The following is a 23,089-nucleotide window of genomic DNA, read 5'->3' as shown; positions in this document are numbered from 1 at the left end:
GCCATGAACAGCGCAGCTCGCTATCCGAAAGTCATGCGTCGCAGCCTGCATCGCCAGCGCGGTGCCGTCGCGATCATCGTCGGTCTCGCACTGGCGGTGATGATCGGGTTCGTCGGCCTCGCGCTGGATCTCGGCAAGCTGTACGTCACGCGCAGCGAATTGCAAAACAGCGCCGATGCGTGCGCGCTGTCCGCTGCGCGTGACCTGACCGGAGCCATCAGCCTGTCCGTGGCCGAGGCCGACGGCATTGCCGCCGGCCACCTGAACTTCGTGTTCTTCCAGAACAAGTCGGTGCAGTTGTCGACGAATGCGAACGTCACGTTCAGCGATTCGTTGACCGATGCGTTCCTGACGAAGAACTCGGTCACGAACCCGGCCAATATCAAGTACGTGCAGTGCACCGCGTCGCTGAGCAACATCGCGCACTGGTTCATCGAGGTGCTGAACGTGCTGCCGGGCACGAAGCTCGCGAACGCGGCGAGCGTGTCGGCCAGCGCGATCGCGACGGTGGGCGGTGGCCAGACGACCTGCGCGATCCCGGTGTTCGTGTGCCGCGCCACCGGAGCGCCATCCTACAACGTCGGCGACTGGATCACGTCGCCGTCCGGGTCGTCGTCGACCTACGGGCCCGGCAACTTCGGCTGGGCGGCACTCGACGGCTCGACGAACGAAACCACCCTGGCCGGCGAGCTGTCGGGCAACACCTGCAACATCACGAGCCCGCCGGACCTGAGCACCACGGGTCTCAAATCGGGGTCGCTACGTGCCTGGAATACGCGCTTCGGCATCTATACGAACGGCGCGAACGGATCGAGCGGCCAGCCCGACTTCACCGGCTACGCGTACGTCGGCCCGAACTACGGGCCGCCGGGAACGGCCGGCATCAAGGGCGACGCCTACACGCAGTTCGTGACCGACCGCACGACCTTCAAGACCTACCAGGGCGACGGCGCGCCGCCGTCGGGCAGCGGGGTCGCGACCAACGGCACGTGGTCGGCGGCCAATTACCAGACCTACGGTGGCGACCGCCGCGTCGCGCTTGCCCCGGAAGGCGACTGCTCGACGTTGAACGGCAACAGCGGCAAGGTGCACGTCACGCAATGGGATTGCGTGCTGATGCTCGATCCGCTGCCGTTCAGCCCCGGCAGCGGCGGTGTCGTCGCACACCTCGAATATCTCGGCTCGTCGGTTTCCGGCAACAACCCGTGCGCGACGCACGGGATGCCGGGCAGCGGCAGCGCGTCCGGGACCCAGGTTCCGATGCTCGTTCAATAGCGGAGAGACGATCATGAAAACCCGTCCGTTTCGCCGTTCGCGCACCCGTGGCGTCGTCGCCGTGGAGTTCGCGATCGTGCTGATGCCGATGATCCTGCTCGCGACCGGCGTGGCCGAGTTCGGCCGCGCGATCTACCAGTACGAGACGCTGACCAAGGCGACGCGGGATGCGGCGCGCTACCTGTCGGTCTGGCTGCCGACCGACAGCGCGTATCCGGTGTCGGCGGCGCAGTGCCTCGTCGTCTACGGCAGCACGACGTGCGGTGCGTCCGGCACCGAGCTGGTGCCGGGGCTCACGACCTCGATGGTGACGATCTGCGATGCGCAGCACACGACCGGCTGCAGCGACGCGTCCGACCCGTCGCAATTCGCGAACCTGCCGACTTACGACGCGAACAACAACGCGTCAGGCGGTACGGCGACGGGCGCCATCAACGTCGTCGAAGTCAAGATCAAGGGCTACCAGTACCAGCCGATCCCCGTGTATCCGGGGATCACGTCGATCACGTTCGGCAACATCGTCACCGTGATGAGGCAAGTGTCATGAACGCGCGCCATTTTCCGCTGTCGCGCCGGCGTGGCCAGCGCGGTGCTGCACTCGTCGAGTTCGGGCTGATCGCATCGGTCCTGATCATGCTGCTGATCGGCATCTTCGAATTCGGCCGCGTGCTGTTCTACTGGAACACCGCGAGCGAAGCCGTGCGCCTGGGCGCGCGCACGGCGGTGGTGTGCGACGTCAATGCGGCGGGCGTCGCGAAGCGCGTGACCGCGCTGCTGCCGCTGCTGTCGAGCGCGAACGTGTCGGTGAACTACACCCCGGCCAACTGCACCGTGAACACGTGCTCGTTCGTGACCGTGAGCGTCACGAACGTCACGGTCAAGACGATGATCCCGTTCGTGAACGTCACGGTGACGATGCCGCCGTTCACGACGACACTGCCGCGGGAAAGCCTGACTTCCTCGACCGGCGGCGCCAACTGCAACTGATCGAACAAACGAGGCACACGTCATGATCAACATCCTCGTAGCTTCCGACGACACCGCGCGACTCACGCAGATCGCGCGCCTCGTGGCCGACTGCGGACGCTATCGCGCGACGCGCGCGACCGGCCGACCGTCGCAGATCGAACATCGCACCGACGGGCTCGACGCGTTCGACATCGTGCTGATCGACGGCACGTTGCTCGACGCGTCCGAGCTGTCGGCGATCGAGCGGATCTGCCGGGCGCACGCCGGGCTGACCTGCATCCTCGTGACCGCGGACGCGTCGCCGAACGTGCTGCTCGACGCGATGCGCGCGGGCGCCCGCGACGTGCTGCAGTGGCCGCTCGACCCGCAGGCGCTCGGCAACGCGCTCGAACGCGCGGCCGCGCAAAGCACGCGGCGCGACACCGACGATACGCGGATCGTCTCGTTCATGTCGTGCAAGGGCGGGGCCGGCACGAGCTTCGCGGCCAGCAATGTCGCCTTCGAGATCGCGGAAGGCTTCAAGCGCCGCGTGCTGCTGATCGACCTGAACCAGCAGTTCGCCGATGCGGCTTTTCTCGTCAGCGACGAAACCCCGCCGTCGACGCTGCCGCAGCTGTGCACGCAGATCGAGCGGCTCGACAGCGCGTTTCTCGACGCGAGCGTTGCGCACGTGACGGAGAACTTCCACGTGCTCGCGGGCGCCGGCGACCCGGTCAAGGCCGCCGAGATGCGCGAGGACGCGCTCGAATGGATCCTGGGCGTCGCCGCGCCGCGCTACGACTTCGTGATCTTCGACATCGGCGTCGGCATCAACCCGCTGTCGATGGTCGCGCTGGATCGCAGCGACCAGATCCAGCTCGTGATGCAGCCCACGATGCCGCACGTGCGCGCCGGCCGCCGGCTGCTGGAGATACTCGTGTCGCTCGGTTACTCGACCGACCAGATGCGGCTCGTCCTGAACCGTGCGACGCGCGCGAGCGACCGGACCCGCACCGCGCTCGAGGAAGTGCTCGGCATGAAGGCCGCCTGCACGATGCCCGACGACGCCGACACCGTGCTCGAAGCGGTCAACCAGGGCCATCCGGTATCGCGGCTCGCACGCAGCACGGCGGTCACGCGTGCGCTGCAGGGTTACGCGAAACAGCTGGTCGAAGGGGAGGTGCGCGCGGGACACGGCGCCGCGCGCAGCGAACCGCTGATGTCCAGGCTCTTCGGCCGCAAGGCCACGCCGAAGCTCAAGTCCATGTAACTCTTTCGGGGAATCGATCATGTCATTGCGCGAACAGATGTCGTTGCACCGGACCCCGCCGCTGGCGGCGGGCAGCGAACCGGCCGGCCCGGCTCATTCGTCGGTACGCGATGCGTACCAGAAGCTGCGCCGCGAAATTCACCTGGCCGTGCTCGAGCGCGTGGAGCTGGAGCGCTTGTCGCGGCTGCAGCAGGATCAGGTCCGTCAGGAAATCGCCGCGCTGATCTCGCGCATTCTCGACGACGAACGGATGCCGGCGAACGACATCGAGCGGCGGCAGCTTGCGATCGACGTGTATGACGAGATGTTCGGCTTCGGCCCGCTCGAAGCGCTGCTGCGCGACCCCGGCATTTCCGACATCCTCGTGAACACGTACCGGCAGGTCTATGTCGAGCGCAGCGGCCAGCTCGAACTGACCGACGTGACGTTCTACGACGATGCGCACCTGATGAAAGTGATCGAGAAGATCGTGTCGCGCGTCGGGCGCCGCATCGATGAATCGAGCCCGATGGTCGACGCACGGCTGCCGGATGGTTCGCGCGTGAACGCGATCATCCCGCCGTCCGCGATCGACGGGCCGCTGATGTCGATCCGGCGTTTCGCGGTGAACCCGCTGAAGATGGACGACCTCGTGCGCTACCACAGCCTGACGCCGCCGATGGCCGAGCTGCTCGATGCGCTGTCGCGTGCGAAGGTGAACGTGCTGGTGTCGGGCGGCACCGGCAGCGGCAAGACGACGCTGCTCAACATCCTGTCCGGCTACATTCCGCGCAACGAGCGGATCGTGACGATCGAGGACGCCGCCGAGCTGCAACTGCAGCAGCCGCACGTGCTGCGGCTCGAAACGCGCCCGCCGAACATCGAGGGCAAGGGCGAGATCACGCAGCGCACGCTGGTGCGCAACGCGCTGCGGATGCGCCCGGACCGGATCATCCTCGGCGAAGTGCGCGGCGCGGAAGCGCTCGACATGCTCAACGCGATGAACACCGGCCACGAAGGCTCGCTTGCGACGATCCACGCGAACACGCCGCGCGACGCGCTGACGCGGCTCGAGAACATGATCAGCGTTTCCGGCCTGACGCTGCCGCCGAAGACGATGCGCCAGCAGATCGCGTCGGCGATCTCGGTGGTCGTGCAGGCCGCGCGGCTGACGGACGGCAAGCGCAAGATCGTCAGCATCCAGGAGCTGACCGGGATGGAAGGCGACATCATCAACATGCAGGAGATCTTCACGTTCAAGCGCACGGGCGTGGATCGAGACGGCTCGGTACGCGGCCACTTCTGCGCGACCGGCGTGCGGCCGAAGTTCGTCGAGCGGCTGCAGGCATTCGGCATCAACCTGCCGGATTCGCTCTACGACCCGTCGCAGCGTTACGAGACGAACTGACGACAGGGCGCCGTTGGCTGCCGGGGAGGCCTCATGAACACGATCTTTTACGCCTTTGTGATTCTCACCTTCGTCGCCGTCGTGTTGACGATCGAAGGCGCCTATCAATGGTGGAACGCGCGGCACGGCACGGCCGCGCGCCGGATCGAGTCGCGCATCCGCGCGATGTCGGCCGGCGGCAACGTGCAGCAGGAGCGGCTGTCGATCCTGAAGAAGCGGATGCTCGACGAGTCGAAGCCGTTCGATCGGTTGCTGCTGCGCATGCCGCGCGTGCAGACGCTCGATCTCCTGATCCAGCAATCGGGCCTCGACTGGTCGCTGCCGAAGCTGATCGTGCTCAGCGCGGTGTTTCCGGTGTTCGCCTGGCTGGCGCTGAGCTTCGCCGCGTTGCCGCAACTGGCCGTGCTGCCGATCGCGCTGTTTGCCGGATGCTTGCCGACGATGTACGTGGTGCGCTGCCGCAGGCGGCGCATGCGCAAGCTCGAACGGCAGTTGCCGGACATCTGCGACATGATCGCGCGCGCGCTGCGCTCCGGCCATTCGTTCACGAGCACGCTCGGGATGGTGAGCGAAGAGTTTCCCGATCCGATGGGCGGCGAGTTCAGGATCACGTTCGACGAGGTCAACTACGGCGTGTCGTTGCACGACGCGCTGACGAACCTCGCGACGCGTGTGCCGGTGCAGGACTTGCGCTATTTCGTGATCGCGGTGCTGATCCAGCGCGAGACCGGCGGCAACCTGGCCGAGCTGCTCGACAGCATCTCCGCGCTGATCCGCGAGCGCTTCAAGCTGTTCGACAAGGTGCGCGTGCTGTCGGCGGAAGGGCGGCTGTCCGCGTGGATTCTCGGGCTGCTGCCGTTCGGTACCGCGGGCGCGATCGCGCTGCTGAACCGCGAGTTCCTGTCGGTGCTCTGGGAGGATCCGGCAGGGATCAGGATGGTCGGCGCGATGCTGGTGTCGATGCTCTTTGGCCTGTTGTGGATCCGCCGCATTGTCCGGATTCGCGTCTGACGCGCAAATCGAATAACGAACCGTTGCGAGGCTGTCATGCAAAACCTGAGCGTAGTCCACGCCGTGATGCTGGGTGGCTTGTTCCTCTTCGTGGCCGGCGGCGCACTCGCCGCGATGCTGCTGTTCGCGCCGCGCAACATCCAGCGCCGGATTCAGCAGGCCGGCGGCGCCGGTGCCGGTGCCGGCGTGGTGGGCCCGGGCGACGGCGACGACATGGCGTCGCGCTGGGTCGCGAAGCTGGTGGAACTGTCGACCCCGATCTCGAAGCTGTCGGTGCCGAAGGATGGCTGGGAGAATTCGCCGCTGCGCATCCGGCTCATGAATGCCGGCTGGCGCAACCAGAGCGCGGCCGCGCTGTATTTCACCGCGAAGACGTTCCTCGCGCTCGCGGTGCCGTGCGCGGCGCTGCTGGTGCTGGTCACGACCCGGCTCGGGGACGAGCGCGCGATCCTGTCGGTCATCCTCGTCGTGCTCGCCGGGATCGGCTATTACATCCCGAACATCGTGCTGTCGCAGCGGATCAAGGTGCGCCAGCAGAAGATCTTCGAGGATTTCCCGGACGCGCTCGACCTGCTGACGGTGTGCGTCGAAGCGGGCCTGGGGCTCGACGCGGCACTGATGAAGGTGAGCGAGGAGCTGCGGTTCACGAGCGAGGTGGTCTCGAGCGAACTCGACCTGCTGCTGCTCGAGATGCGCTCCGGCTTCACGAAGGAGACGGCGCTGCGCAATCTCGCGCTGCGCACCGGTGTGGAGGATATTGAATCGTTCTGCACGATGCTGATCCAGGCCGATCGCTTCGGCACGAGCATCAGCGAATCGCTGCGCGTGCTGTCGGACATGCTGCGCACGCGGCGCCGGATGCGCGCCGAGGAGCGGGCCGCGAAGATCGCGCTGAAGCTGCTGTTCCCGCTGATCTTCTGCATCTTTCCCGCGCTGATGCTGGTGCTGCTCGGGCCGGCGATGATTCACGTGTATCGCGTGCTGTTGCCGACGTTCGCCGTGATGGGGCATTGAGCGGCGCGCCGGCGTCACGCCGGAATCGTCAATAAAGGTTTTGCGTGCCGGACGGCCACCCCCGCCGGCCGGCACGGCAACAGGCTTCATGGAGGCTCCCTCCCCAGGCGGCACCGCGAGACAGGTTGACCATAGCGGCGTCAATGCATCCTGGACCCATGGTCGGCCATGGAACTAGCCGTAGTCCACCGCCTTACCGGCTGCCCCCTACTGCTAACCTGAATGCCGGCGAAGTTTGCCGGCATCGCGTTGTGCGCGACGACGCGGAGGTCGCGGATCGCGACCGGCGTGTCAGCTTCATCCCGGACGCAATCGCGGCGATGACAGGATCGGCGCCGCGCGATAGCATGGGCGGCAATCGCGGCGCTGCACGCGCCATGTCCGGTCGCGATACGACAGGAGAACCATGCCGACGCTGACGATCGAACCGCTGGAGCCCCACGAGCGCGCCCGCTTGCGCGGAATGAAAGGCGGCGGCTTGCTGATCGTCGTGGTGGCGCTCGTGTTTACCGCGGTGCCGGTCGGCCTCGTCTTCCTCATGGAGCGGATGGCGTTTCCGCTGCTGACGTTCCTGTGGGTCGCGGGGATCGTCGTGATAACCAGCCTGAGCGTGTATCTGATCGGCAAGTGGTACGAGCACAAGGTCTCGCTCGACCTGAAAGCCAACCGGAAGTTCGTGCTCGACACCACGGTAGCCAGGCTCGACGTGCGCCGTGTGGGTGGCGTGCCGAGCTATTACCTGCTGATTGCCGACGACGGCCCCGACGTGCCGCGTCGACGCTTCGACGTCGACCAGGACACCATTGACAATTTGCGTAACGGCGAGCGTGTCCGTATCGCGTTCGTACCGAATTCCGGCCGGGTGCTCGAGATCGAGTCGGCGACGTACCGGCACCGGATCTGAATCCGGGGTGATTCGCCGCGCGGGCGGCCGGCGATCGCGTTGGCTGCAAGGCGGCGGAAAGGTTCGATCCCTGAGACTGTTTCGTCCTGCGCGCCAATCGCATCGATGCCTTGAGTTTCATCATCCGCCGCGCTACATTGCCGCTCGCAGCATTCCGCACGGACTCCTGCGCATCCTGTAACGCGTACGTAAGGAACCCCCGATGGGGCAACAGGCGGAAGGCAACGACGACATTCCCGGCAGCCCGGCCGGCCGCGACGCACTCGCGCCGGTCGCAGGCGCCGCCGCGTTGCTGGTCGCCGCGCTCGGCACGCTGGGTGCTGTCGACATCCTGCCTGCCGACCTGCGCTGGTGCGCACCGCTCGCCAGCGCATGGTGCAACGTACTCGTCGTCGCGATCGGCGTGCTGCTGGCCGGCCGCGCCCGCCGCCATCCTCCGGAAATATCGGCCGCCACGCTGATCGGCGACTGGCTGCGCAATGCGTTCAGCCGCAAGCATGAACCTGAGCGCGACGACAACCCGTGGCCGGCGATCGCCGCCGCGATCGACTGGCGGCCGTGGGCCGTCACCGCCGGCGGTGTGCTCTCAGTCACGCTTGCCGCACTCGCGTGGCAGCCACCGTCGCCCGTCATGCTGATTCGCGCGATGGCTGCGCCCGAACCCACGCTCGCGGCTGGCGCGGCAGGCATCGTCCTCGCTTTTCTGACACTCGTCGCCGAACGCCATCATGCGGCGGCCGCCAGCGGCTCGGCGGTGTCCGCGTCGCTCACGCGGGTGCTGCGCGTCGCGCTCGTCACCGCGCTCGCGGGGGCACTGGCCACCGCCTGGTTCGCGTTCCGGCACCGCACGGCGGACAGGCTCGTGCATGCGGTCGCGCTGCTCAACGCAGCCGTTGCCGCCGAACTGGCCCTGCGCGGCGTGCTGTCGTGGTTTTCAGTGCCGCGCGGCGCCGTCGTGCCGGCCAGCGCGATCGCCGGGCTGCTGAGCCGGCGCCCGTCGCCATTCGCGTCGCTCGGCGCCGAACTGCGCCATCGGTACGGCATCGACCTACGGCAAAGCTGGGGCTGGCGCAGCTTCGTGCGGCTGCTGCCTGCCGCGCTCGCCGCCACCGTCGCCTGCGCGTGGCTGCTCACCGCCGTCGCCGTGCTGAACCCGGAGCAGCGCGCAGTGTATGAACGATTCGGCGCGCCAGTCGCGGTCTGGCAGCCGGGCCTGCACATCGGTCTGCCCTGGCCGTTCGGGCGCGCGCGCATCGTCGACAACGGCGCGGTGCACCAGGTCGCGATCGCGGGCAGCGCGAACGACGGCAGCGCCGATACGACGCCCGTGCTCGCCGACGGCCCGACGCCCGAACGCCTCGACCGTCTGTGGGATGCACCGCATCCTTGGGAAACCACCCAGGTGATCGCCGGCGCAAACGGCGACCGCCAGAACTTCCAGATCGTCAACGCCGACGTGCGGGTCGACTACCGTCTCGGCCCGACCGATGCCGACGCGCGCGCGGCGCTCTATCGCACGATCGACCCGGAAAGCACGGTGCGCACGAGCGCCAATCGCGAACTCGTGCACTACCTCGCGTCGCATACGCTCGACGCGCTGCTGGAAACGAATCAGGCCGCGATGGCCGACCAGTTGAAGCGCGCGATCCAGCAACAGCTCGACCGGCTGCAAAGCGGTGTCGACGTGATCGCGGTCGTGATCGAGAGCGTGCATCCGCCAACCGGCGCGGCGGCCGCGTTCCATGACGTGCAGGCTGCGCAGATCCGCGCGCAGGGCAGCGTCGCGCAGGCGCGCGGTTTCGCGGCCGGCCTGCTCGGCAACGCGCAGCAGCAGGCGCTCGAACGGGTCGCGCATGCGGAAGCGCAGGCCGGCGATACGGTGTCGTCCGCGCGCGTGCAGCAGATCGATTTCGACGCCGACGTGGTCGCGTACCGGCTCGGCGGCCCCGCGTTTCCGTTCGAGTACTACCTCGACCGGCTGCAACGCGGCCTGCACAACGCGCGCATGACGATCATCGACGACCGGCTTGCCGACGGCACGCGGGCGACCGTCGATCTGCGCAATACTCCCGCCGGCGATCTGGCCGGCATCCATTGACATGTCGCGGCGTGATCCGCGTGGGCGGCGTACCACGGCGGCAGGCCGTGCCGTCGCACCACACGCGGGCGACGCCGCACCCGGGGCGATATCGTGAGTCTGTTTCATTCGCACGCGCATGATCATGCGCACCACGGCCATGGCCACGACCACCCTCGTCACGCGCATCGCGGTGCACCGCAGCCGCCCGGCGCGTTCCGCCTGCGCGTCACCGTTGCGGCGCTGTGCGTGCTGGTCGCGCTCGCGGTCGCGAGCTTCGTGCAGGTGCGTGCCGGCGAGGCGTCGGTGATCACGCGCTTCGGGCGGCCCGTGCGCGTGCTGCTCGAACCCGGGCTCGCGTGGCGCCTGCCCGCGCCGATCGATGCGGTGACGCCCGTCGACCTGCGCCTGCACACCACGTCGAGCGGCCTGCAGGATGTCGGTACCCGCGACGGGCTGCGCATCATCGTCGAGGCCTACGTCGCGTGGCGCGTGCCGGCCGATGCGCGCGACATCGGGCGCTTCATGCGTGCGGTCGGCAACGAGCCGGACGAAGCCGCGCGGCAGATCCGCTCGCTCGTCGGCTCCGCGCTGCAGACGACGTCCGCCGGGTACGATCTCGCGTCGCTCGTGAACACCGATCCGGCACAGGTGAAGATCGGCGAATTCGAAGAGGCGTTGCGCCGGCAGATCGACGCGCAGCTCTATGCGGCTTACGGCGTGCGCGTCGCCCAGGTCGGGCTCGAACGGCTCACGCTGCCGGCCGTCACGCTCGCCGCGACGGTCGACCGGATGAGCGCGGAACGCGAGACGGTGGCCGCGCAGCGCACCGCTGATGGCAATCGCGAGGCCGCGCAGATCCGCTCGGACGCCGAGCGCGACGCGCGCATCGCGCTGGCCGATGCGAACGTGAAAGCTGCCGGCATCGAAGCGCAATCGCGCAAGGACGCGGCCGACATCTACGGCAAGAGCTATGCGGGCAACCCGCACCTGTACACGATGCTGCGTTCGCTCGACACGCTGAACGCGGTGGTCGGCACCAATACGAACCTGATCCTGCGCACCGACGCCGCGCCGTTCCGCGTGCTCGTGCAGGGCCCGGGCGACGCGTCGGGGCAGGCCGCACCGGCGCCCAAGACGCACAAGGCCGCGCGATGAGCGAACCGTCCGCACCGCCGCTCGGGCCGGGCGCGCAGGCCGTGCGCCTGTCGTTCTGGTTCGTCGCCGCGCTCGCGGTGCTCGCCGCATGCGCGTGGGCCGGCTCGAACATTCGACGGATTCCGGCGGACAGCCGCGCAGTGGTGATACGTTTCGGCGCGCTCGTGCGCACCCAGGACGCCGGGCTCGTGATCGCATGGCCGCAGCCGTTCGAATCGGTCCTGCTCGTGCCGGGCGCCGCTCGCGTGCTCGAACAGCGGATCCGCTCGCTCGACCGCGATCCGCGGGCGCTCGCGCCATCCGTGCCGGGCGTTGCGCGGTTGCCCGATGCGCAGGCCGGTTCCGGCTACGTACTGACGGGCGATGGCGGCGCGGTCGCGTTGAGCGCGGTGCTCTATTACCGCGTCAGCGATCCGTACGCGTATGTGCTGCAGCGGGACCGTCTCGACGCAGCGCTCGAGCGGATCGTGTCCGCGTCGGCGGTCGAGGTCGCGGCGACCCGCGATCTCGACGCGATCCTGGTGGCTCGGCCCGAGCAACTGGCCGCCGACCGGCAGATGGCCGCGCGTCGCGAACGGTTGCGCGGCGATCTCGCCGATGCGATCGCGCGGCACCTGCGCGCGCTCGACGCGGCGCACGCGGGGCTCGGCGTCGAAGTCGCGCGTGTCGACGTGCAGCCCGCGTTTCCCGGTGCGGCTGCCGATGCGTTCAACGCGGTGCTGACGTCGCTGCAGCTCGCCGAGCGGACCATCGCCGAAGCACGCACCGCCGCCGAACAGCAACGGCAAGACGCGCAGCAGGATGCCGACCGGATCGTCCAGGACGCGCGGGCCCATGCGGCCGAACGCGTCGCCACCGCGCAGACCGACACGCTCGAAATCCGGCAGCTCGACGCGACGCTCCGCGAGAACGGCGATCCGGGGCTGCTGGCGCGGCTGTATCGCGATCGCGTGCAGCGCGTGCTGTCGAAAGCCGGGCGCGTGACGACGATCGATCCGCACGACACCTCGAACCTGATCCTGCCCGGAAACGCCCGATGAATTCGCTCGCCGAACCGGCCACGCAGCCGGACGTCGCTCCCGCCGGCACGACGGCCTACGCGCTGTCCTCCGGCGAACGCCGCACTATCACGCGGCAGATCGCGCTGGCGCTGCTCGCGGGCGGTCTGCTCGTGCTGTCGTTCGCGTGGCGCATGCTGTCGGGCGGTGGCGAAACGCTCGCGCAACTCCTCGCCGCGCTCGCGTCGCTGATCGTCGCGGGGCCGGTGTTTGCGAGTGCGTGGCACAGCCTGCGCGCACCGAGCCTGCATGGCGTGACCGATCGCCTGATCGCGCTCGCGATGCTGGCCGCGTGGGCGATCGGCGACATGACGACGGCCGCGCTGCTGCCGATCGTGATGACGTTCGGCCATGCGCTCGAAGAGCGCAGCGTGCTCGGTTCGCAGGAAGCGATCCGCGCGCTCGGCCGACTGACGGCCGGCCGCGTGCGTCGCATCGGTGCCGACGGCAGTGTCGTCGAAGTCGCGTATGACGCGCTGCGTGCGGGCGACCGCATCGAAGTGGTGGCCGGCGCGCGTATTCCGGTCGACGGCGTCGTGGTGGCGGGCACGTCGAGCGTCGACAACGGGCCGATCACCGGCGAATCCGTACCGCACGACGTCGACGCAGGCAGCACCGTGTATGGCGGCGCATTGAATCTCGATGGCGTGCTGCGCATCGACGTCACTCACACCGGCAAGGATTCGACGCTCGGCAAGATCATCGCGCTGATGCAGCACGCCGAGCAGGCGAAGCCGCCCGTCACGCAGGTGCTCGAGCGGCACATGGGCGCGTATCTCGCGCTCGTCCTGCTGATCGCGGCGATCGTCTGGTTCACGTCCGCGAATGCGTCGGCGATGCTCGCGGTCATCGTGGCCGCGTGCCCGTGCGCGTTGGTGCTCGCCGCGCCGGCCACGGCGATTGCCGGGATCGCGGTCGGCGCAAGGCACGGCATCCTGTTTCGCAATGCCGCGTTCCTCGACAAGATCGCCGAAGTCGATTCGCTCGTGATCGACAAGACGGGCACGCTCACCCGCGGGGAATTGCAGGTCCGCCAGATGTGGTTGCAGCCTGGCGTCGACGGCGCGCAGGCGCGTGCGTTGGCCGCACGGCTAGGCGAAAGCAGCGCGCACCCGGCGAGCCGCGCGCTCGTTCGCGATGCCGCCGCATCCGGCCTCACCGGCGCCGCCGTTGCCCCGTTCGACCGCACGCGGGAATTGCGCGGGCTCGGTGTCGTCGCCGACACGCCGGACGGCACGGCCGTGCTGGGTCGGCCCGCGCTGCTGGCCGACCACGTCGATGCGTTGCCGCCGGCCCCGGAACGCTTCGACGGGCCGCTCGTCGGCCTCGTGCTCGGCGGGCGGCTGCTCGCGTGGTTCGGTTTCGCGGATACGCTGCGGCCCGACGCGCGCGAGGCGCTCGCCGAGCTGCGGGCGCTGGGCCTTGCGCGACAGACGCTGTTGACGGGCGACCTCGAGCGCGTCGCCAGCAAAGTCGCGGCCGAGACGGGCATCGAGACGGTGATCGCGCAGGCGCTGCCGCACGACAAGCTCGATTACGTGATGCGCGAGATCGGCGCCGGCCTGCATCCGCTCGTGGTCGGCGACGGGTTGAACGACGTGCTGGCAATCAAGGCCGGCTCGACGAGCATCGCGATGGGTGAGCGCGGCGTCGACATCGCGATCGCATCGGCCGACGTCGTGCTGCTGGGCGACGACCTGCGGCGGATTCCGACCTGCATCCGCCTTGGCCGGCAATGCCGTCGCACGGCGACGACCAATGCGGCGATCGGCCTCGCGTGGACGCTCGCGGTGATCGCGCTCGCCGCGACCGGGATGCTCGGCGCGGTGTGGGCGGCGATCCTGCATAACGTCGGCACGTTCGTCGTGATCGCGAACGCCGGCCGGCTGCTGCGGATCGACGAGGACGATCGCGGCGGGTGAACGGAGGAGAGGCGATCGTCGAGTGCGGGTCAGCGCCGTCGTCGTTTGCAACCGGCGGTGAGCATGCCGCCATGCATTGTCGTCCCGACCTACGCAGCGCGAGCGCCGAGGCATGCCGTCGCAACCGCGGCATTGCGTCGAAGGGTGGCCGTTCAGCGGCGACCTGCCTCTACGGTTGCCAAATTCCCCTGCACCGCATCAAGGCCGACCTTCGCTCGGCACCTCGGCCGCCTTGCTGAGTTCGCCCATGATGATCCGCGCGATTTCGTTGGCCGGTGCGCGCCCATCGGGCGCGGCAGCCGTGTTCGCCCACGTGACGATCGTCGTTTTCGTGACCGGGTCGTAGCCCATGAAGGTGTTGAAGCCCGGAATCTCGCCGGTATGTCCGTAGAACGTGCCGAATTTGGCCAGGCCCAGGCAGTAGCTCGCCGACATCGGATCGGTCGCATCGATCGGCGTGCAGCTGGCGAGCCGTTGCGCCTGCAGGTCGGCGTTCAGGTAGCCGCCGCCGACCATCCGCTGCACGTAGGCGGCCAGTTCCGTCACGGTTGAAATGCCGGAGCCGGCCGTCCACGCCCACGACGTATTGACGCTGGTCACGTTCGTCGGCTGCAGCGCGCCGCTTTTCGCGTCAGCCTGGCGCTGGGGCGACAGCGTGTCGCTGTCGGTCGTTTCGGCATTGGTGCCCCATTGATAGCCCTGCGGTGCCGGTGCCGGCAGTGACGTGTCCTGCTGCGGCGGAAGAAAGGTATTAGCGAGGCCGAGCGGCGCAAACAGGCGCGCGTTCATCGCATCGGCCGCGCTCATGCCGGTCAGTTGCTCGATGACGAGCCCGAGCAGCACCGTGTTCGTATTCGAATAGCGAAAATCCGTGCCGGGCGGGAAATAGACGGGTTGGCCTTCCGCGATCCCCAGCAACTCGGACGTGGTCCACACCATGTCCGGCTGCGCATCGAGCGTCTGGTTGAACGCGAGATTCGTCGAATAGTTGTAGAGGCCGCTGCGCATCGTCAACAACTGTTCGATCGTGATCGTATTGCCGTTGGGCACGTTCGCGACGAACTTGCTGATGGTGTCGCCGAGACTCAGCTGGCCTTCCTGGACGAGTTGCAGGATCACCGTGCCGGTCCAGGTCTTCGTTACGCTGCCGACGCGAAAGTGCGCATTCGTCGGTATCGGCGTGTTCGTGCCTCGCACGGCCGTGCCGAACGACTCGAGCCAGTTGCCCTGCGGCGATTGCACATAGACGACCGCGCCGGGTGTCAGCGTGTCCGCGAGCAGCGCGTTGATCTGCGGGCGCGCCGCGTCTGCGAACGCGGGCCCGTTCGACGCCGGCGAACTGTCGCCGCCGCACGCGGAAACGGCGAGGCCGATGACCACGGCCGGTGCGACGGCAACCATGCCGCGCACCAGCCGCCGCGATACGTTCGACAAGAACCGGGAGGTTGCTGAAGTGGCCATCGCGCGGACCCTCCGTGGTCGTGACGTATCGCCTGCGTTGCCTTCTCCAAAACTATAGGACAGGCGCGCGGATGCCTGCAGTCCGCATGTTTCGTCTGACGATAGCGATCGGGGCCGTTCACCCGGTGGCGGCCGTCACTGAAAGTGATGCACATACCGCAGCACCATCCGCGTGCCTTGCGGCCGGTTCCGCGCATAGGTCTCGAAGTACGCGTTGAACATCAGATGATCCTGCTGCGAGAAGCTATACATGGCTCCCGGGCCGATCGCGAACACGGCCTCCCGCGTGCCCGGCACGTCCTGCCCGTTTTCCTTCATGTCGGTGGTCTGCCTCAGCCAGTAGCCGTTGAGCCCCAGCCGCAGGCCGGGCCGCACTTCGTACTCGGTCGCGAAGTTCGCGTGGATGGCCTGCCCGGCCTGCGTCGACGTCACGTCCGGGCCGAGCGATGTGGCCGGCTGATGGTTGGTCGCGTTCCACAAATAATGCAGCCGCCACGACACGGTCCACTTGGGCGTGAGCCAGAGTGTTGCCGCCCAGTACGGATCGAACGACCAGAAATGGCTGCCGGGGTTGATCGCGCGCGACGGATCGTAGGCGCCCGTCGGCGCGATGAACTGGAATTCGACGCGCTGCGCGAAGCGCGGGCCTTGCGCGCCCATCACCGGGTCGAACTGGATGAACGGGCCGATCAGCAGGTCGCCGAAGCCGGCACGCGCATTCAGCGCGACGTTGCCGATGCCGTCGTCGGTCCGCGCCGACGCGATCCACGGCAGGATCACGTCAAGGCCGGGATGCATGCCCGCGAACGTCAACGGCGACTGATAGACGAGTTGGCTCAGCCCCGCGAACAGGTCGATGTCCTGCTTGGGCAGCCCGACCTTGTTGCCCGCATTGTCGTTAACGCGGCCGGCCGTGTAGTACTGCAGGTACTGCGTGCCGTACCAGCCGGAGCCGGCCGGCGGCATCCCGTCGAGGAAGCTGGTCATGCCGAGGTTGACCGCCGGCAGGTCGGTCGCGCTGGCCGGCGCGCTTGCGGCCATGCCGGCAATCGTGAGGCCTGCGACGACGAGCAGGCGAGAGCCGAATGTCATGTTCACCACCTCCTGGATATTTGTTGGTATAACTAATCAAGCAGCGCGAAAAAGATCGGGATGATCGGCGATCGCGCGATACTGACCGGCATGGAACACGAGCGGCGCCTTTCCGAACGCGTCGAATTGCTCGATCTGGCCGATGAAGAGCAGGTGATCACCGCCTTCGTAGTGGCCGACGTTGCGGCACACGAAGCGCGCGCTCGCGCCGTCGAGGCAGGGTACGCCGCCCGTCTGCGAATCGACGTGAAGCACGCCGTCGAACTTGTCGGCGCTGGGCGTCGCGAAGCGGCGCGACAGGTCGATCTGGTCGTGCGCGAGGATGTTGATCGCGAAATGGGTGGCCGCGACGAAATCCGGGCGGCTCGGCGCGAGCTTGCGCAGGCTCCACAGCACGAGCGGCGGATCGAGCGACAGCGACGAAAACGAATTGGCGGTGAGGCCCACCTTGCGTCCGTCGGTCGCGCACGTGGTGATCACGGTCACGCCGGTCGGGAATTGCCCGAACGCGGCGCGCAATTGCATCGGGTCGAGGGCCGGGCTGGCGGTGGCGGTCGTTTCCATGTCGGTTACCCCGCACGCAGGCTGTGTTCACGGATCATCGCCGCGCAGGCCGACGGCTCGAACCACCACGGCGAGAAGCGGCGCGGATCGTCGAAGCCGTCGACGATCGCCGCGGCGAGCGAAGGCAGCTGACCGGCCGCGCCGAGCAGTTCGAGGATGTGCGGCGGCGGCGGGGCGAGCAGCGAGTTGGTCCAGCGCACGACATGCTGCGCATAGGCCCAGTAGCCTTCGAACGTCTGCTGCATCCAGTCTTGGTCGAACGGCGCGGCATCGCGCGCGACGATCGCGTCGAAATACGCGTTCGCGCATTTCGCGGCATTGTTCGATCCCTGGCCTGTGATCGGATCGTTGACGACCACCGCATCGGCCATCCCGAACACCGTGCGGCCCGACGGCAGCCGGAAGAACGGCTTGCGCACCGTCGGCGCGAAGCGCCCGGCCAGCGTACCGTTCGGATCGGTGAGCTCGACGTCGCGGCAGCGCTCGAATTCCCACGGCACGTATTGCTGCAGGAACGACAGGCTCCGGTCCAGATGCTGCTCGGGCGTCTTCACGTCGGCCCAGCAGTCGAGCGGGCCGCCCGGAATGCCTTCGAACACCATGATTTCGCACGGGCCCGTCACGGTCAGCGCGGGGAAGACAAAATACTCGCCGATGCCGGGCAGCAGGTTGAAGCGCACCCGCGAATACGGCTGGCTCGGCGTCATCCCTTTCACATAGGTGAGGGCCAGCGCGCGCTGCGGGCGGTCGAACGCGCTGCGCGCGTCGTCGCGGCCGAGCAGGTTGACGATCTCGCCCTTGCCGGCCGCGAGCAGCACGAGGTCGTGGCTGCGCGCCAGTTCCTCGAGTTCGGGCACGCCGATGTCGCCAATGCGCACGTCCGCACCGCGGCGGCGCACGCCATCGAGCCAGTCGGCCATTTTCACGCGCTGGTCGACCGACTGCGCATAGCGGGTGAGCCGCGACGACCAGTCGATCGCCTTGCGGCCATTGCCGTCCGGATGCGGCACCGCGATGCCGATCCCCTCGACGGACGGGCACGCTTCCTCCCATGTGTTCAGGCCGAGGTCGCGCTCGATCTGCAATGACGTGTGGAACATGCACTGGCTCGACATGACCTTGCCGGTGCGGATCTGTTCGGCGTCGCGATTGGTCGCAAGCGTGACGTGGTAGCCCTGGTCGAGCAGGGCGAAGGCGAGTTGCAGGCCGGACTGGCCGGCGCCGACGATGGCGATGCGTCTCATGGGAATGTCCTTGGGTGGCCGGATGCCGGCCGGAGTGATTGCGGGAAGCGGCGGCGACGAACGGTCACTCCGCGAGACGCGGAATGGCCGGCACCGCCTGTTCGGGGCCCATCGCGGAATAGCCGCCGTCCACCGCGTAGTCGGCGCCCGTGACGAAGCTCGCCGCATCGCTGCACAGGAACGTCACGACCTGCGCGACCTCGGACGGATCGCCGACGCGGCCGAGCAGGTGGAACGGCGCGGCGACGCGATCGGTCTTCGCACGATCGCCGTGCGTCAGCTCGTCCATCACGCGCGACCACGTCCATCCCGGCGACACCGAGTTGACGCGAATGTGATCGGGCGCGAGATCCATCGCCATGCTGCGCGTGAGCTGGCGGATCGCCGCCTTCGACGTCGGGTACAGCCAGCGGCCGGTTTGCGCGCACTGGGCCGAGATCGAGCTGAAGTTCACGATCGCGCCGCCGATACGACGTTGACGTCCATCGCGGCGAGCCAGTCGTTGCGGGTCGCCTGGATGCCGTTGTCGACGTAGCTGCACGCGAGGTTGACGAGCACGTCGATCGCGCTGAACCGTTCGGCAATGGCCGATATCGCACGCTCGATCGCCTGATCGTCGGTGATGTCGAGCGCGACGAACATCGCCTGTTCGCCGAGCGTAGCGGCCACGCGCGCGCCGTTCTCCGCATCGAGATCGAGGATCGCGACGCACGCACCGGCGCGGCTCAGGTCCTGCGCGACCGCGGCGCCGATCAGCGTGGCACCGCCGGTGACGATCGCGACTTTGCCAGCAAGGGCAGTCATGGGGTGTCTCCGAACATGGTTGTGTGAGGGAAGGGCCGCGTCAATGCCCGCCCGTCGGCGGCTCGCTGTCCTGCCAGCGGCGCATCAGACCGTTCGACGGCACGGTTACGTCGAGCAGCTTGCGGGCCGTTTCGACGCCCGCGACCGGCAGGCCGGCCGGATCGAGCAGGCCGATCTGCACCAGCACGCTCGCCTGATCCCAGTAGATGTGCTCGTGATAGAGCTTGTCGCCGCGAAACTTGACGATCGCGACGAGCGGAATCTCGACGCGCTTGCCGGTCGGCGCGACGCCCGGCAGCATCCAGTCGATCTCGGTGGTGTGCGTGAAGCAGAACAGCAGCTCGTCGACGATCTGGCTCGCGCCGATCGTGCGCGAGATCGGCGTGATCGTCGTGTCGGGCGGATTCGCATGCACGAAGTGATGCGTGTAGAAGCGCTTGAGCTCGTCATGGCCGACGCCGCCCGTCAGTGTCGGAATATGGTTGACATAGGGCTCGGCGACCATCGTCGCCATCGTCGCGTCGACGTTGCGTGTGTCGAATTCGTGCTTGAGATGCACTTCCCACAGTGTGGACAGATCGTAGTGCGGGCCGAGCGCGGCACGGAACGCGGCAATCGCGCGCTGGTGGGCCATCACCGCGGCGGCCTTGTCGAAATGATCGCCGCCGACGCGTGCGAACGCGTGATCGACGCCCGGATACACGTACACGTCGACGCCGTCGCGCCCGGCGAGCGCTTCGGCAATGCGCTGCTGCGCGTCGGGCGGGCAGAAGCGGTCCTGCCCCGCCATCTGCAGCACGAGCCGGCCGTGCAGGTGCGACGCCTCGTCGAGCGCCTGCTCGATGCCCACGCCGTAGTAGCTGACCGCCGCGGCCACGCCCGGCAGCCGGCACGCGGCGAGATAGGCGAGCTTGCCGCCGAGGCAGTAGCCGAGCACGCCGGCTTCGCCCGTGCATTCCGGCAGCTGCTTGAGTGCGTCCAGCGCGGCGCCGACGTCCTCGACGCCCTTGTTCTCGTCGTATTCGCGGTAAAGGGCCATCGCGCGTTCGACATCGGTGGCTGTGTAACCGAGTTCGATTCCCGGCGCCTGGCGCCAGAACAGGTCGGGCACGAGCACCGTATAGCCTTCCTCCGCGTAGTAGTCGGCGGCTTCCCGCATCGTCGCGTTCGCGCCGAAGATCTCGTGGCACAGCACGATGCCCGGCCCCGTGCCGCCGGCCGGCGTGCTCAGGTACGCGCGGAACGTGCCGCCATCCGGCGACGGAATCTCGATGTGACGTCCTTTCATATGTCCCTCCATTCGTTTCATTGCTGCGACGAGCCCAGTATTGGCGGACGAAATGGGCACTTCTATCCGCTTTCTTCGGCCGGTATCCGCGAATTCCGGAAACCTGCTGCACCGGCCGCCGCGCGTGGGCGGGCGCGCGGCTGACTGCGGGTATGTGCGGATGCGGAAGTCCCGCACAGTTTTCTACGATGCGCGAACGGTCCGCTTCTTGCGTCGTTTGCGCGGGACTTGCGTGCTTTGGCGGCCGGACTGTCCGGATACTCCGGGCGCTATCCGGATCGTGCGGCGGATGCCCCATACCGGGAACGCCTGCACGGCGCGAGTGCAATCGAGCATGACGGGAGAACATCGATGGCGCAATTTTCCGAAACAGGCTGGCTGGCCGACGCCGCCTGTTTCAATCACGACAACCTGCTGCTGCAGTCTAACGATGTCGACGAGGTGCGCGCGCGCGTCGCCGACGTATTCAAGCCGCACCGGCTCACGCCGACCGGCGAATCGCGCGCGCTGCACAGCTGCATGCATCATGCGCGCTGGGGCAACCTGTCGTTGAACCTGCTCGATTATGGCGGCGGGGTCAGCATCGAGCCCGGGCCGCTCGAACACTTCTTCCTGTTGCAGATCCCGCTGCGCGGTGACGCGGAGATCGAGTGCGGCGCGGCGCGTTTCGTGTCGTCGCCGGGCACCGCGTCGCTGATCTCGCCGACGCTGTCGCTGAAGATGCGCTGGGGCGATGCGTGCCCGCAAGTCATCCTGCGCATCGAGCGGGAAGTGATGGAGCGCCACGCGCAGCGGCATTTCGGCGACGACCGGCGTGCGCCGGTCGAATTCGAACCGGAATTCAGCCTGTCATCGTCGCAGGGCACATGCCTGGCGCAGATGCTGCCGATCCTCGCCGGCGCGATCGCGACGGATGCGCATCCGCTGCGTCACCCGCTCGCGTTCGAGCAGCTCGAATCGACGCTGCTCAACCTGCTGCTGCATGGCCACCCGAACAGCGCGCGCAACGGCACGCGGCACCTGCCGGTGGCGCTCGCACCGTTCTACGTGCGGCGCGTCGAGGACTACATCCGCGCGCATCTCGACGAGCCGCTGACGATCGAACGGCTCGCCGAACTCGCCGGCGTCAGCCCGAGCACGCTGTTCGCCGGCTTTCGGCATCGCCACGGGATCACGCCGATGGGCTTCGTGCGGCAGTTGCGGCTGCAACATGTGCGCGAGGAACTGCTGGCCGACGAGTCGCCGGGGCTCGCGTCGGTGACGGACATCGCGCTGAAATGGGGCTTCGCGCACCTCGGGCGGTTTGCGATCGAGTACAAGCGGGCGTTCGGGGAATCGCCTTCGGCGACGCTCAGGATGCGGCGCGTGCGCGCCTAGGGACGCGTCTCAAGCGTCGCGTTGCGGTTCCCGCCGCACGGCACGTTTGCCAGTGTGGCGCTGGCGCCGCCACTCGGTCGGCGTGAGGCCGAAACGTTCGCGGAATGCGGTCGCGAAATTCGCCGGCGTGGAAAAACCGATTTCCTGCGCGATGCTGGCAATGCTGAGCGAGGTCGAATCCAGCAGCTCCTGCGCGATCCGCAGCCGCTCGTGCCGCAGATACTCGAACACCGTCTGGCCGAGATTGTCGCGAAACGCGCGCGACAGCCGCTTTTCATGTGTGCCGACCGCGCGAGCCAGTTGCTCCACCGTCGGTGGATCGTTCAACGTTCGTGCCAGGTGGCGGATCGCCGCACGCACGATGATGTCGTCATCCTTGCCGGCCGCGAACGGGCTTTCCGTGTCGACGGGCCGGGCGCGCTTCGCCCGCGCGAGCTGCACGCGAATCCGCGCGAGCACTTCGGCCGGCTCGAACGGCTTCACGACATAGTCGACGCAGCCGATCTCGAACCCTTCGAGGCGTTCGTGCAATGCGCCGGCCACGGTCAGGAAGATGACCGGAATCGCGCACGTCAGCGGATCGGCGGCAAGCAGCCGGCACGCGGTGAAGCCGTCCATGCGCGGCATGCGGACATCCATCAGGATCAGGTCGGGCATGAGCGCCTGCGCGCGCTGGCACGCTTGTGCCCCGTCGGATGCAATGCTGATCCGGCACCCGGTGCTGCGCAGGATGTCGATCAGCAAGCGAAGCTGGTCGGGTTGATCGTCGACGATCAGGATATGGACGTCGCCCAATGCGGAGATCGATGGAGGCATCGTGCACCTGTTCTGGAATGGCCGCTGGCTGCGTTCCTGCGGGTGGCCGGCCCGGTTCGGAATAATCGTCGGAAGCCGCTCTATGACGACGCACAAGCGCATCGATATTCGGATTTCGTCAAACTACGCGACCAACAACCAATCGGCGGAATACCCGGCATGGCTTGTTTTGATCGCTGCTCCGGTAAAGGCGCGGAGCGTTGCCGTCGCCGTACCTTGAAAAGGGTACGGCTGCCAGTATCGATGCGGGCCGAATTGTAGGGGTATATTTCAATTCTGGCCAGATGCATCGACGCAATTCCACCCATTCCGTCTTTCTGATTTTCCAATGCGCGTTGTGGCGTGCGCTTGTGGTGTGGTACAGGCGGTAATGCTTGTCCATTTCCGCCATTGCCGTTCTTGTCCTGCTCGCAATTTCG

General features: G+C 67.6%; 20 protein-coding genes and 1 pseudogene. 14 read left to right on the top strand and 7 right to left on the bottom strand.

Annotated features, from left to right (window positions below):
• Positions 1-3: 3 nt before the first annotated feature.
• The 12 genes from LGN19_RS14110 (at position 4) to LGN19_RS14055 (ending at position 14,024) form a co-directional block, all read left to right on the top strand.
• Positions 4-1,275, top strand: a complete 1,272-nt coding sequence (locus tag LGN19_RS14110; protein ID WP_122949895.1) for a pilus assembly protein TadG-related protein — start codon at positions 4-6, stop codon at positions 1,273-1,275.
• A 13-nt stretch (positions 1,276-1,288) separates the two neighbouring features.
• Positions 1,289-1,822 (top strand): TadE/TadG family type IV pilus assembly protein, encoded by a 534-nt coding sequence (locus tag LGN19_RS14105; RefSeq protein ID WP_226215322.1) that lies wholly within the window; start codon positions 1,289-1,291, stop codon positions 1,820-1,822.
• Entirely contained in the window at positions 1,819-2,262 is a 444-nt protein-coding gene (locus LGN19_RS14100; protein ID WP_226215320.1) for a TadE/TadG family type IV pilus assembly protein, read from the top strand. Before LGN19_RS14105 ends, LGN19_RS14100 begins: the two co-directional genes overlap by 4 nt.
• Before the next feature lie 22 nt (positions 2,263-2,284).
• The gene (locus tag LGN19_RS14095) at positions 2,285-3,493 is read left to right on the top strand and encodes an AAA family ATPase (RefSeq protein WP_122949892.1); all 1,209 of its coding nucleotides are present in this window, start codon (positions 2,285-2,287) and stop codon (positions 3,491-3,493) included.
• Positions 3,494-3,512: 19 nt separating this feature from the next.
• On the top strand, positions 3,513-4,880 hold the full coding sequence (locus LGN19_RS14090; RefSeq protein WP_122949891.1) for a CpaF family protein: 1,368 nt from the start codon (positions 3,513-3,515) through the stop codon (positions 4,878-4,880).
• Between the two features lie 33 nt (positions 4,881-4,913).
• Positions 4,914-5,891 carry a type II secretion system F family protein gene (locus LGN19_RS14085; RefSeq protein WP_175221167.1) on the top strand — a complete coding sequence of 326 codons (978 nt, stop codon included), beginning with the start codon at positions 4,914-4,916 and terminating at the stop codon, positions 5,889-5,891.
• 36 nt (positions 5,892-5,927) lie between these two features.
• Positions 5,928-6,905, top strand: coding sequence for a type II secretion system F family protein (locus LGN19_RS14080; protein ID WP_226215318.1), 978 nt, complete (start codon positions 5,928-5,930; stop codon positions 6,903-6,905).
• 406 nt (positions 6,906-7,311) lie between these two features.
• Positions 7,312-7,809 carry a hypothetical protein gene (locus LGN19_RS14075; protein ID WP_226215316.1) on the top strand — a complete coding sequence of 166 codons (498 nt, stop codon included), beginning with the start codon at positions 7,312-7,314 and terminating at the stop codon, positions 7,807-7,809.
• A gap of 202 nt (positions 7,810-8,011) precedes the next feature.
• Positions 8,012-9,907 (top strand): protease modulator HflK, encoded by a 1,896-nt coding sequence (hflK, locus tag LGN19_RS14070; RefSeq protein ID WP_226215314.1) that lies wholly within the window; start codon positions 8,012-8,014, stop codon positions 9,905-9,907.
• Positions 9,908-10,000: 93 nt separating this feature from the next.
• Positions 10,001-11,044, top strand: coding sequence for a protease modulator HflC (gene hflC, locus LGN19_RS14065; RefSeq protein ID WP_175221173.1), 1,044 nt, complete (start codon positions 10,001-10,003; stop codon positions 11,042-11,044).
• The gene (locus LGN19_RS14060) at positions 11,041-12,084 is read left to right on the top strand and encodes an SPFH domain-containing protein (RefSeq protein WP_226215313.1); all 1,044 of its coding nucleotides are present in this window, start codon (positions 11,041-11,043) and stop codon (positions 12,082-12,084) included. Before hflC ends, LGN19_RS14060 begins: the two co-directional genes overlap by 4 nt.
• Positions 12,081-14,024 carry a heavy metal translocating P-type ATPase gene (locus LGN19_RS14055; RefSeq protein ID WP_226215311.1) on the top strand — a complete coding sequence of 648 codons (1,944 nt, stop codon included), beginning with the start codon at positions 12,081-12,083 and terminating at the stop codon, positions 14,022-14,024. The genes LGN19_RS14060 and LGN19_RS14055 overlap by 4 nt, the downstream gene beginning before the upstream one ends.
• 198 nt (positions 14,025-14,222) lie before the next feature.
• On the opposite strand, the gene LGN19_RS14050 is transcribed toward LGN19_RS14055, so the two are convergent.
• The 6 genes and pseudogenes from LGN19_RS14050 to LGN19_RS14025 all read right to left on the bottom strand — a co-directional run bounded on the left by LGN19_RS14050 (position 14,223) and on the right by LGN19_RS14025 (position 20,477).
• A complete protein-coding gene (locus LGN19_RS14050) occupies positions 14,223-15,485 on the bottom strand; it encodes a serine hydrolase domain-containing protein (RefSeq protein WP_226215307.1) in 1,263 nt (420 codons plus the stop codon).
• 135 nt (positions 15,486-15,620) lie between these two features.
• Positions 15,621-16,577, bottom strand: coding sequence for a transporter (locus tag LGN19_RS14045; RefSeq protein ID WP_122950613.1), 957 nt, complete (start codon positions 16,575-16,577; stop codon positions 15,621-15,623).
• A 36-nt stretch (positions 16,578-16,613) separates the two neighbouring features.
• Complete coding sequence (locus LGN19_RS14040) at positions 16,614-17,141, bottom strand: flavin reductase family protein (protein ID WP_226215303.1); 528 nt, start codon at positions 17,139-17,141, stop codon at positions 16,614-16,616.
• Positions 17,142-17,146: 5 nt separating this feature from the next.
• A complete protein-coding gene (locus tag LGN19_RS14035; protein WP_226215300.1) occupies positions 17,147-18,385 on the bottom strand; it encodes a styrene monooxygenase/indole monooxygenase family protein in 1,239 nt (412 codons plus the stop codon).
• A gap of 64 nt (positions 18,386-18,449) precedes the next feature.
• Positions 18,450-19,189, bottom strand: a pseudogene (locus LGN19_RS14030) (SDR family oxidoreductase).
• A gap of 40 nt (positions 19,190-19,229) precedes the next feature.
• Positions 19,230-20,477, bottom strand: a complete 1,248-nt coding sequence (locus LGN19_RS14025; protein ID WP_226215298.1) for a dienelactone hydrolase family protein — start codon at positions 20,475-20,477, stop codon at positions 19,230-19,232.
• A 351-nt stretch (positions 20,478-20,828) separates the two neighbouring features.
• Here LGN19_RS14025 and LGN19_RS14020 point away from each other — a divergent pair, with 351 nt between their 5' ends.
• Positions 20,829-21,854 carry an AraC family transcriptional regulator gene (locus tag LGN19_RS14020; RefSeq protein WP_226215296.1) on the top strand — a complete coding sequence of 342 codons (1,026 nt, stop codon included), beginning with the start codon at positions 20,829-20,831 and terminating at the stop codon, positions 21,852-21,854.
• 9 nt (positions 21,855-21,863) lie between these two features.
• On the opposite strand, the gene LGN19_RS14015 is transcribed toward LGN19_RS14020, so the two are convergent.
• A complete protein-coding gene (locus LGN19_RS14015; RefSeq protein ID WP_226215294.1) occupies positions 21,864-22,670 on the bottom strand; it encodes a response regulator in 807 nt (268 codons plus the stop codon).
• An 82-nt stretch (positions 22,671-22,752) separates the two neighbouring features.
• On the opposite strand from LGN19_RS14015, the gene LGN19_RS14010 reads away from it, so the two are divergent.
• Positions 22,753-22,890: a hypothetical protein gene (locus LGN19_RS14010; RefSeq protein WP_164462876.1), complete on the top strand. Its 138-nt coding sequence runs from the start codon at positions 22,753-22,755 to the stop codon at positions 22,888-22,890.
• The last annotated feature ends 199 nt before the right edge of the window (positions 22,891-23,089 follow it).

It is taken from the genome of Burkholderia sp. AU30198 (genome assembly GCF_020419825.1).
Classification (GTDB): domain Bacteria; phylum Pseudomonadota; class Gammaproteobacteria; order Burkholderiales; family Burkholderiaceae; genus Burkholderia.
Note: the sequence above shows the minus strand (reverse complement) of the source record. Positions and strands in the feature narration are given on the sequence as shown.

What these genes read in the sequence shown, in the direction of transcription:
- LGN19_RS14090 (WP_122949891.1), top strand. Translation starts at nt 3,513, where the DNA reads ATGTCATTGCGCGAACAGATGTCGTTGCACCGGACCCCGCCGCTGGCG.
- LGN19_RS14010 (WP_164462876.1), top strand. Translation starts at nt 22,753, where the DNA reads ATGACGACGCACAAGCGCATCGATATTCGGATTTCGTCAAACTACGCG.
- LGN19_RS14080 (WP_226215318.1), top strand. Translation starts at nt 5,928, where the DNA reads ATGCAAAACCTGAGCGTAGTCCACGCCGTGATGCTGGGTGGCTTGTTC.
- LGN19_RS14100 (WP_226215320.1), top strand. Translation starts at nt 1,819, where the DNA reads ATGAACGCGCGCCATTTTCCGCTGTCGCGCCGGCGTGGCCAGCGCGGT.
- LGN19_RS14095 (WP_122949892.1), top strand. Translation starts at nt 2,285, where the DNA reads ATGATCAACATCCTCGTAGCTTCCGACGACACCGCGCGACTCACGCAG.
- LGN19_RS14110 (WP_122949895.1), top strand. Translation starts at nt 4, where the DNA reads ATGAACAGCGCAGCTCGCTATCCGAAAGTCATGCGTCGCAGCCTGCAT.
- LGN19_RS14060 (WP_226215313.1), top strand. Translation starts at nt 11,041, where the DNA reads ATGAGCGAACCGTCCGCACCGCCGCTCGGGCCGGGCGCGCAGGCCGTG.
- LGN19_RS14035 (WP_226215300.1), bottom strand. Translation starts at nt 18,385, where the DNA reads ATGAGACGCATCGCCATCGTCGGCGCCGGCCAGTCCGGCCTGCAACTC.
- LGN19_RS14105 (WP_226215322.1), top strand. Translation starts at nt 1,289, where the DNA reads ATGAAAACCCGTCCGTTTCGCCGTTCGCGCACCCGTGGCGTCGTCGCC.
- LGN19_RS14075 (WP_226215316.1), top strand. Translation starts at nt 7,312, where the DNA reads ATGCCGACGCTGACGATCGAACCGCTGGAGCCCCACGAGCGCGCCCGC.
- LGN19_RS14085 (WP_175221167.1), top strand. Translation starts at nt 4,914, where the DNA reads ATGAACACGATCTTTTACGCCTTTGTGATTCTCACCTTCGTCGCCGTC.
- LGN19_RS14025 (WP_226215298.1), bottom strand. Translation starts at nt 20,477, where the DNA reads ATGAAAGGACGTCACATCGAGATTCCGTCGCCGGATGGCGGCACGTTC.
- LGN19_RS14040 (WP_226215303.1), bottom strand. Translation starts at nt 17,141, where the DNA reads ATGGAAACGACCGCCACCGCCAGCCCGGCCCTCGACCCGATGCAATTG.
- hflK (WP_226215314.1), top strand. Translation starts at nt 8,012, where the DNA reads ATGGGGCAACAGGCGGAAGGCAACGACGACATTCCCGGCAGCCCGGCC.
- LGN19_RS14055 (WP_226215311.1), top strand. Translation starts at nt 12,081, where the DNA reads ATGAATTCGCTCGCCGAACCGGCCACGCAGCCGGACGTCGCTCCCGCC.
- LGN19_RS14020 (WP_226215296.1), top strand. Translation starts at nt 20,829, where the DNA reads ATGGCGCAATTTTCCGAAACAGGCTGGCTGGCCGACGCCGCCTGTTTC.
- LGN19_RS14050 (WP_226215307.1), bottom strand. Translation starts at nt 15,485, where the DNA reads ATGGCCACTTCAGCAACCTCCCGGTTCTTGTCGAACGTATCGCGGCGG.
- LGN19_RS14045 (WP_122950613.1), bottom strand. Translation starts at nt 16,577, where the DNA reads ATGACATTCGGCTCTCGCCTGCTCGTCGTCGCAGGCCTCACGATTGCC.
- LGN19_RS14015 (WP_226215294.1), bottom strand. Translation starts at nt 22,670, where the DNA reads ATGCCTCCATCGATCTCCGCATTGGGCGACGTCCATATCCTGATCGTC.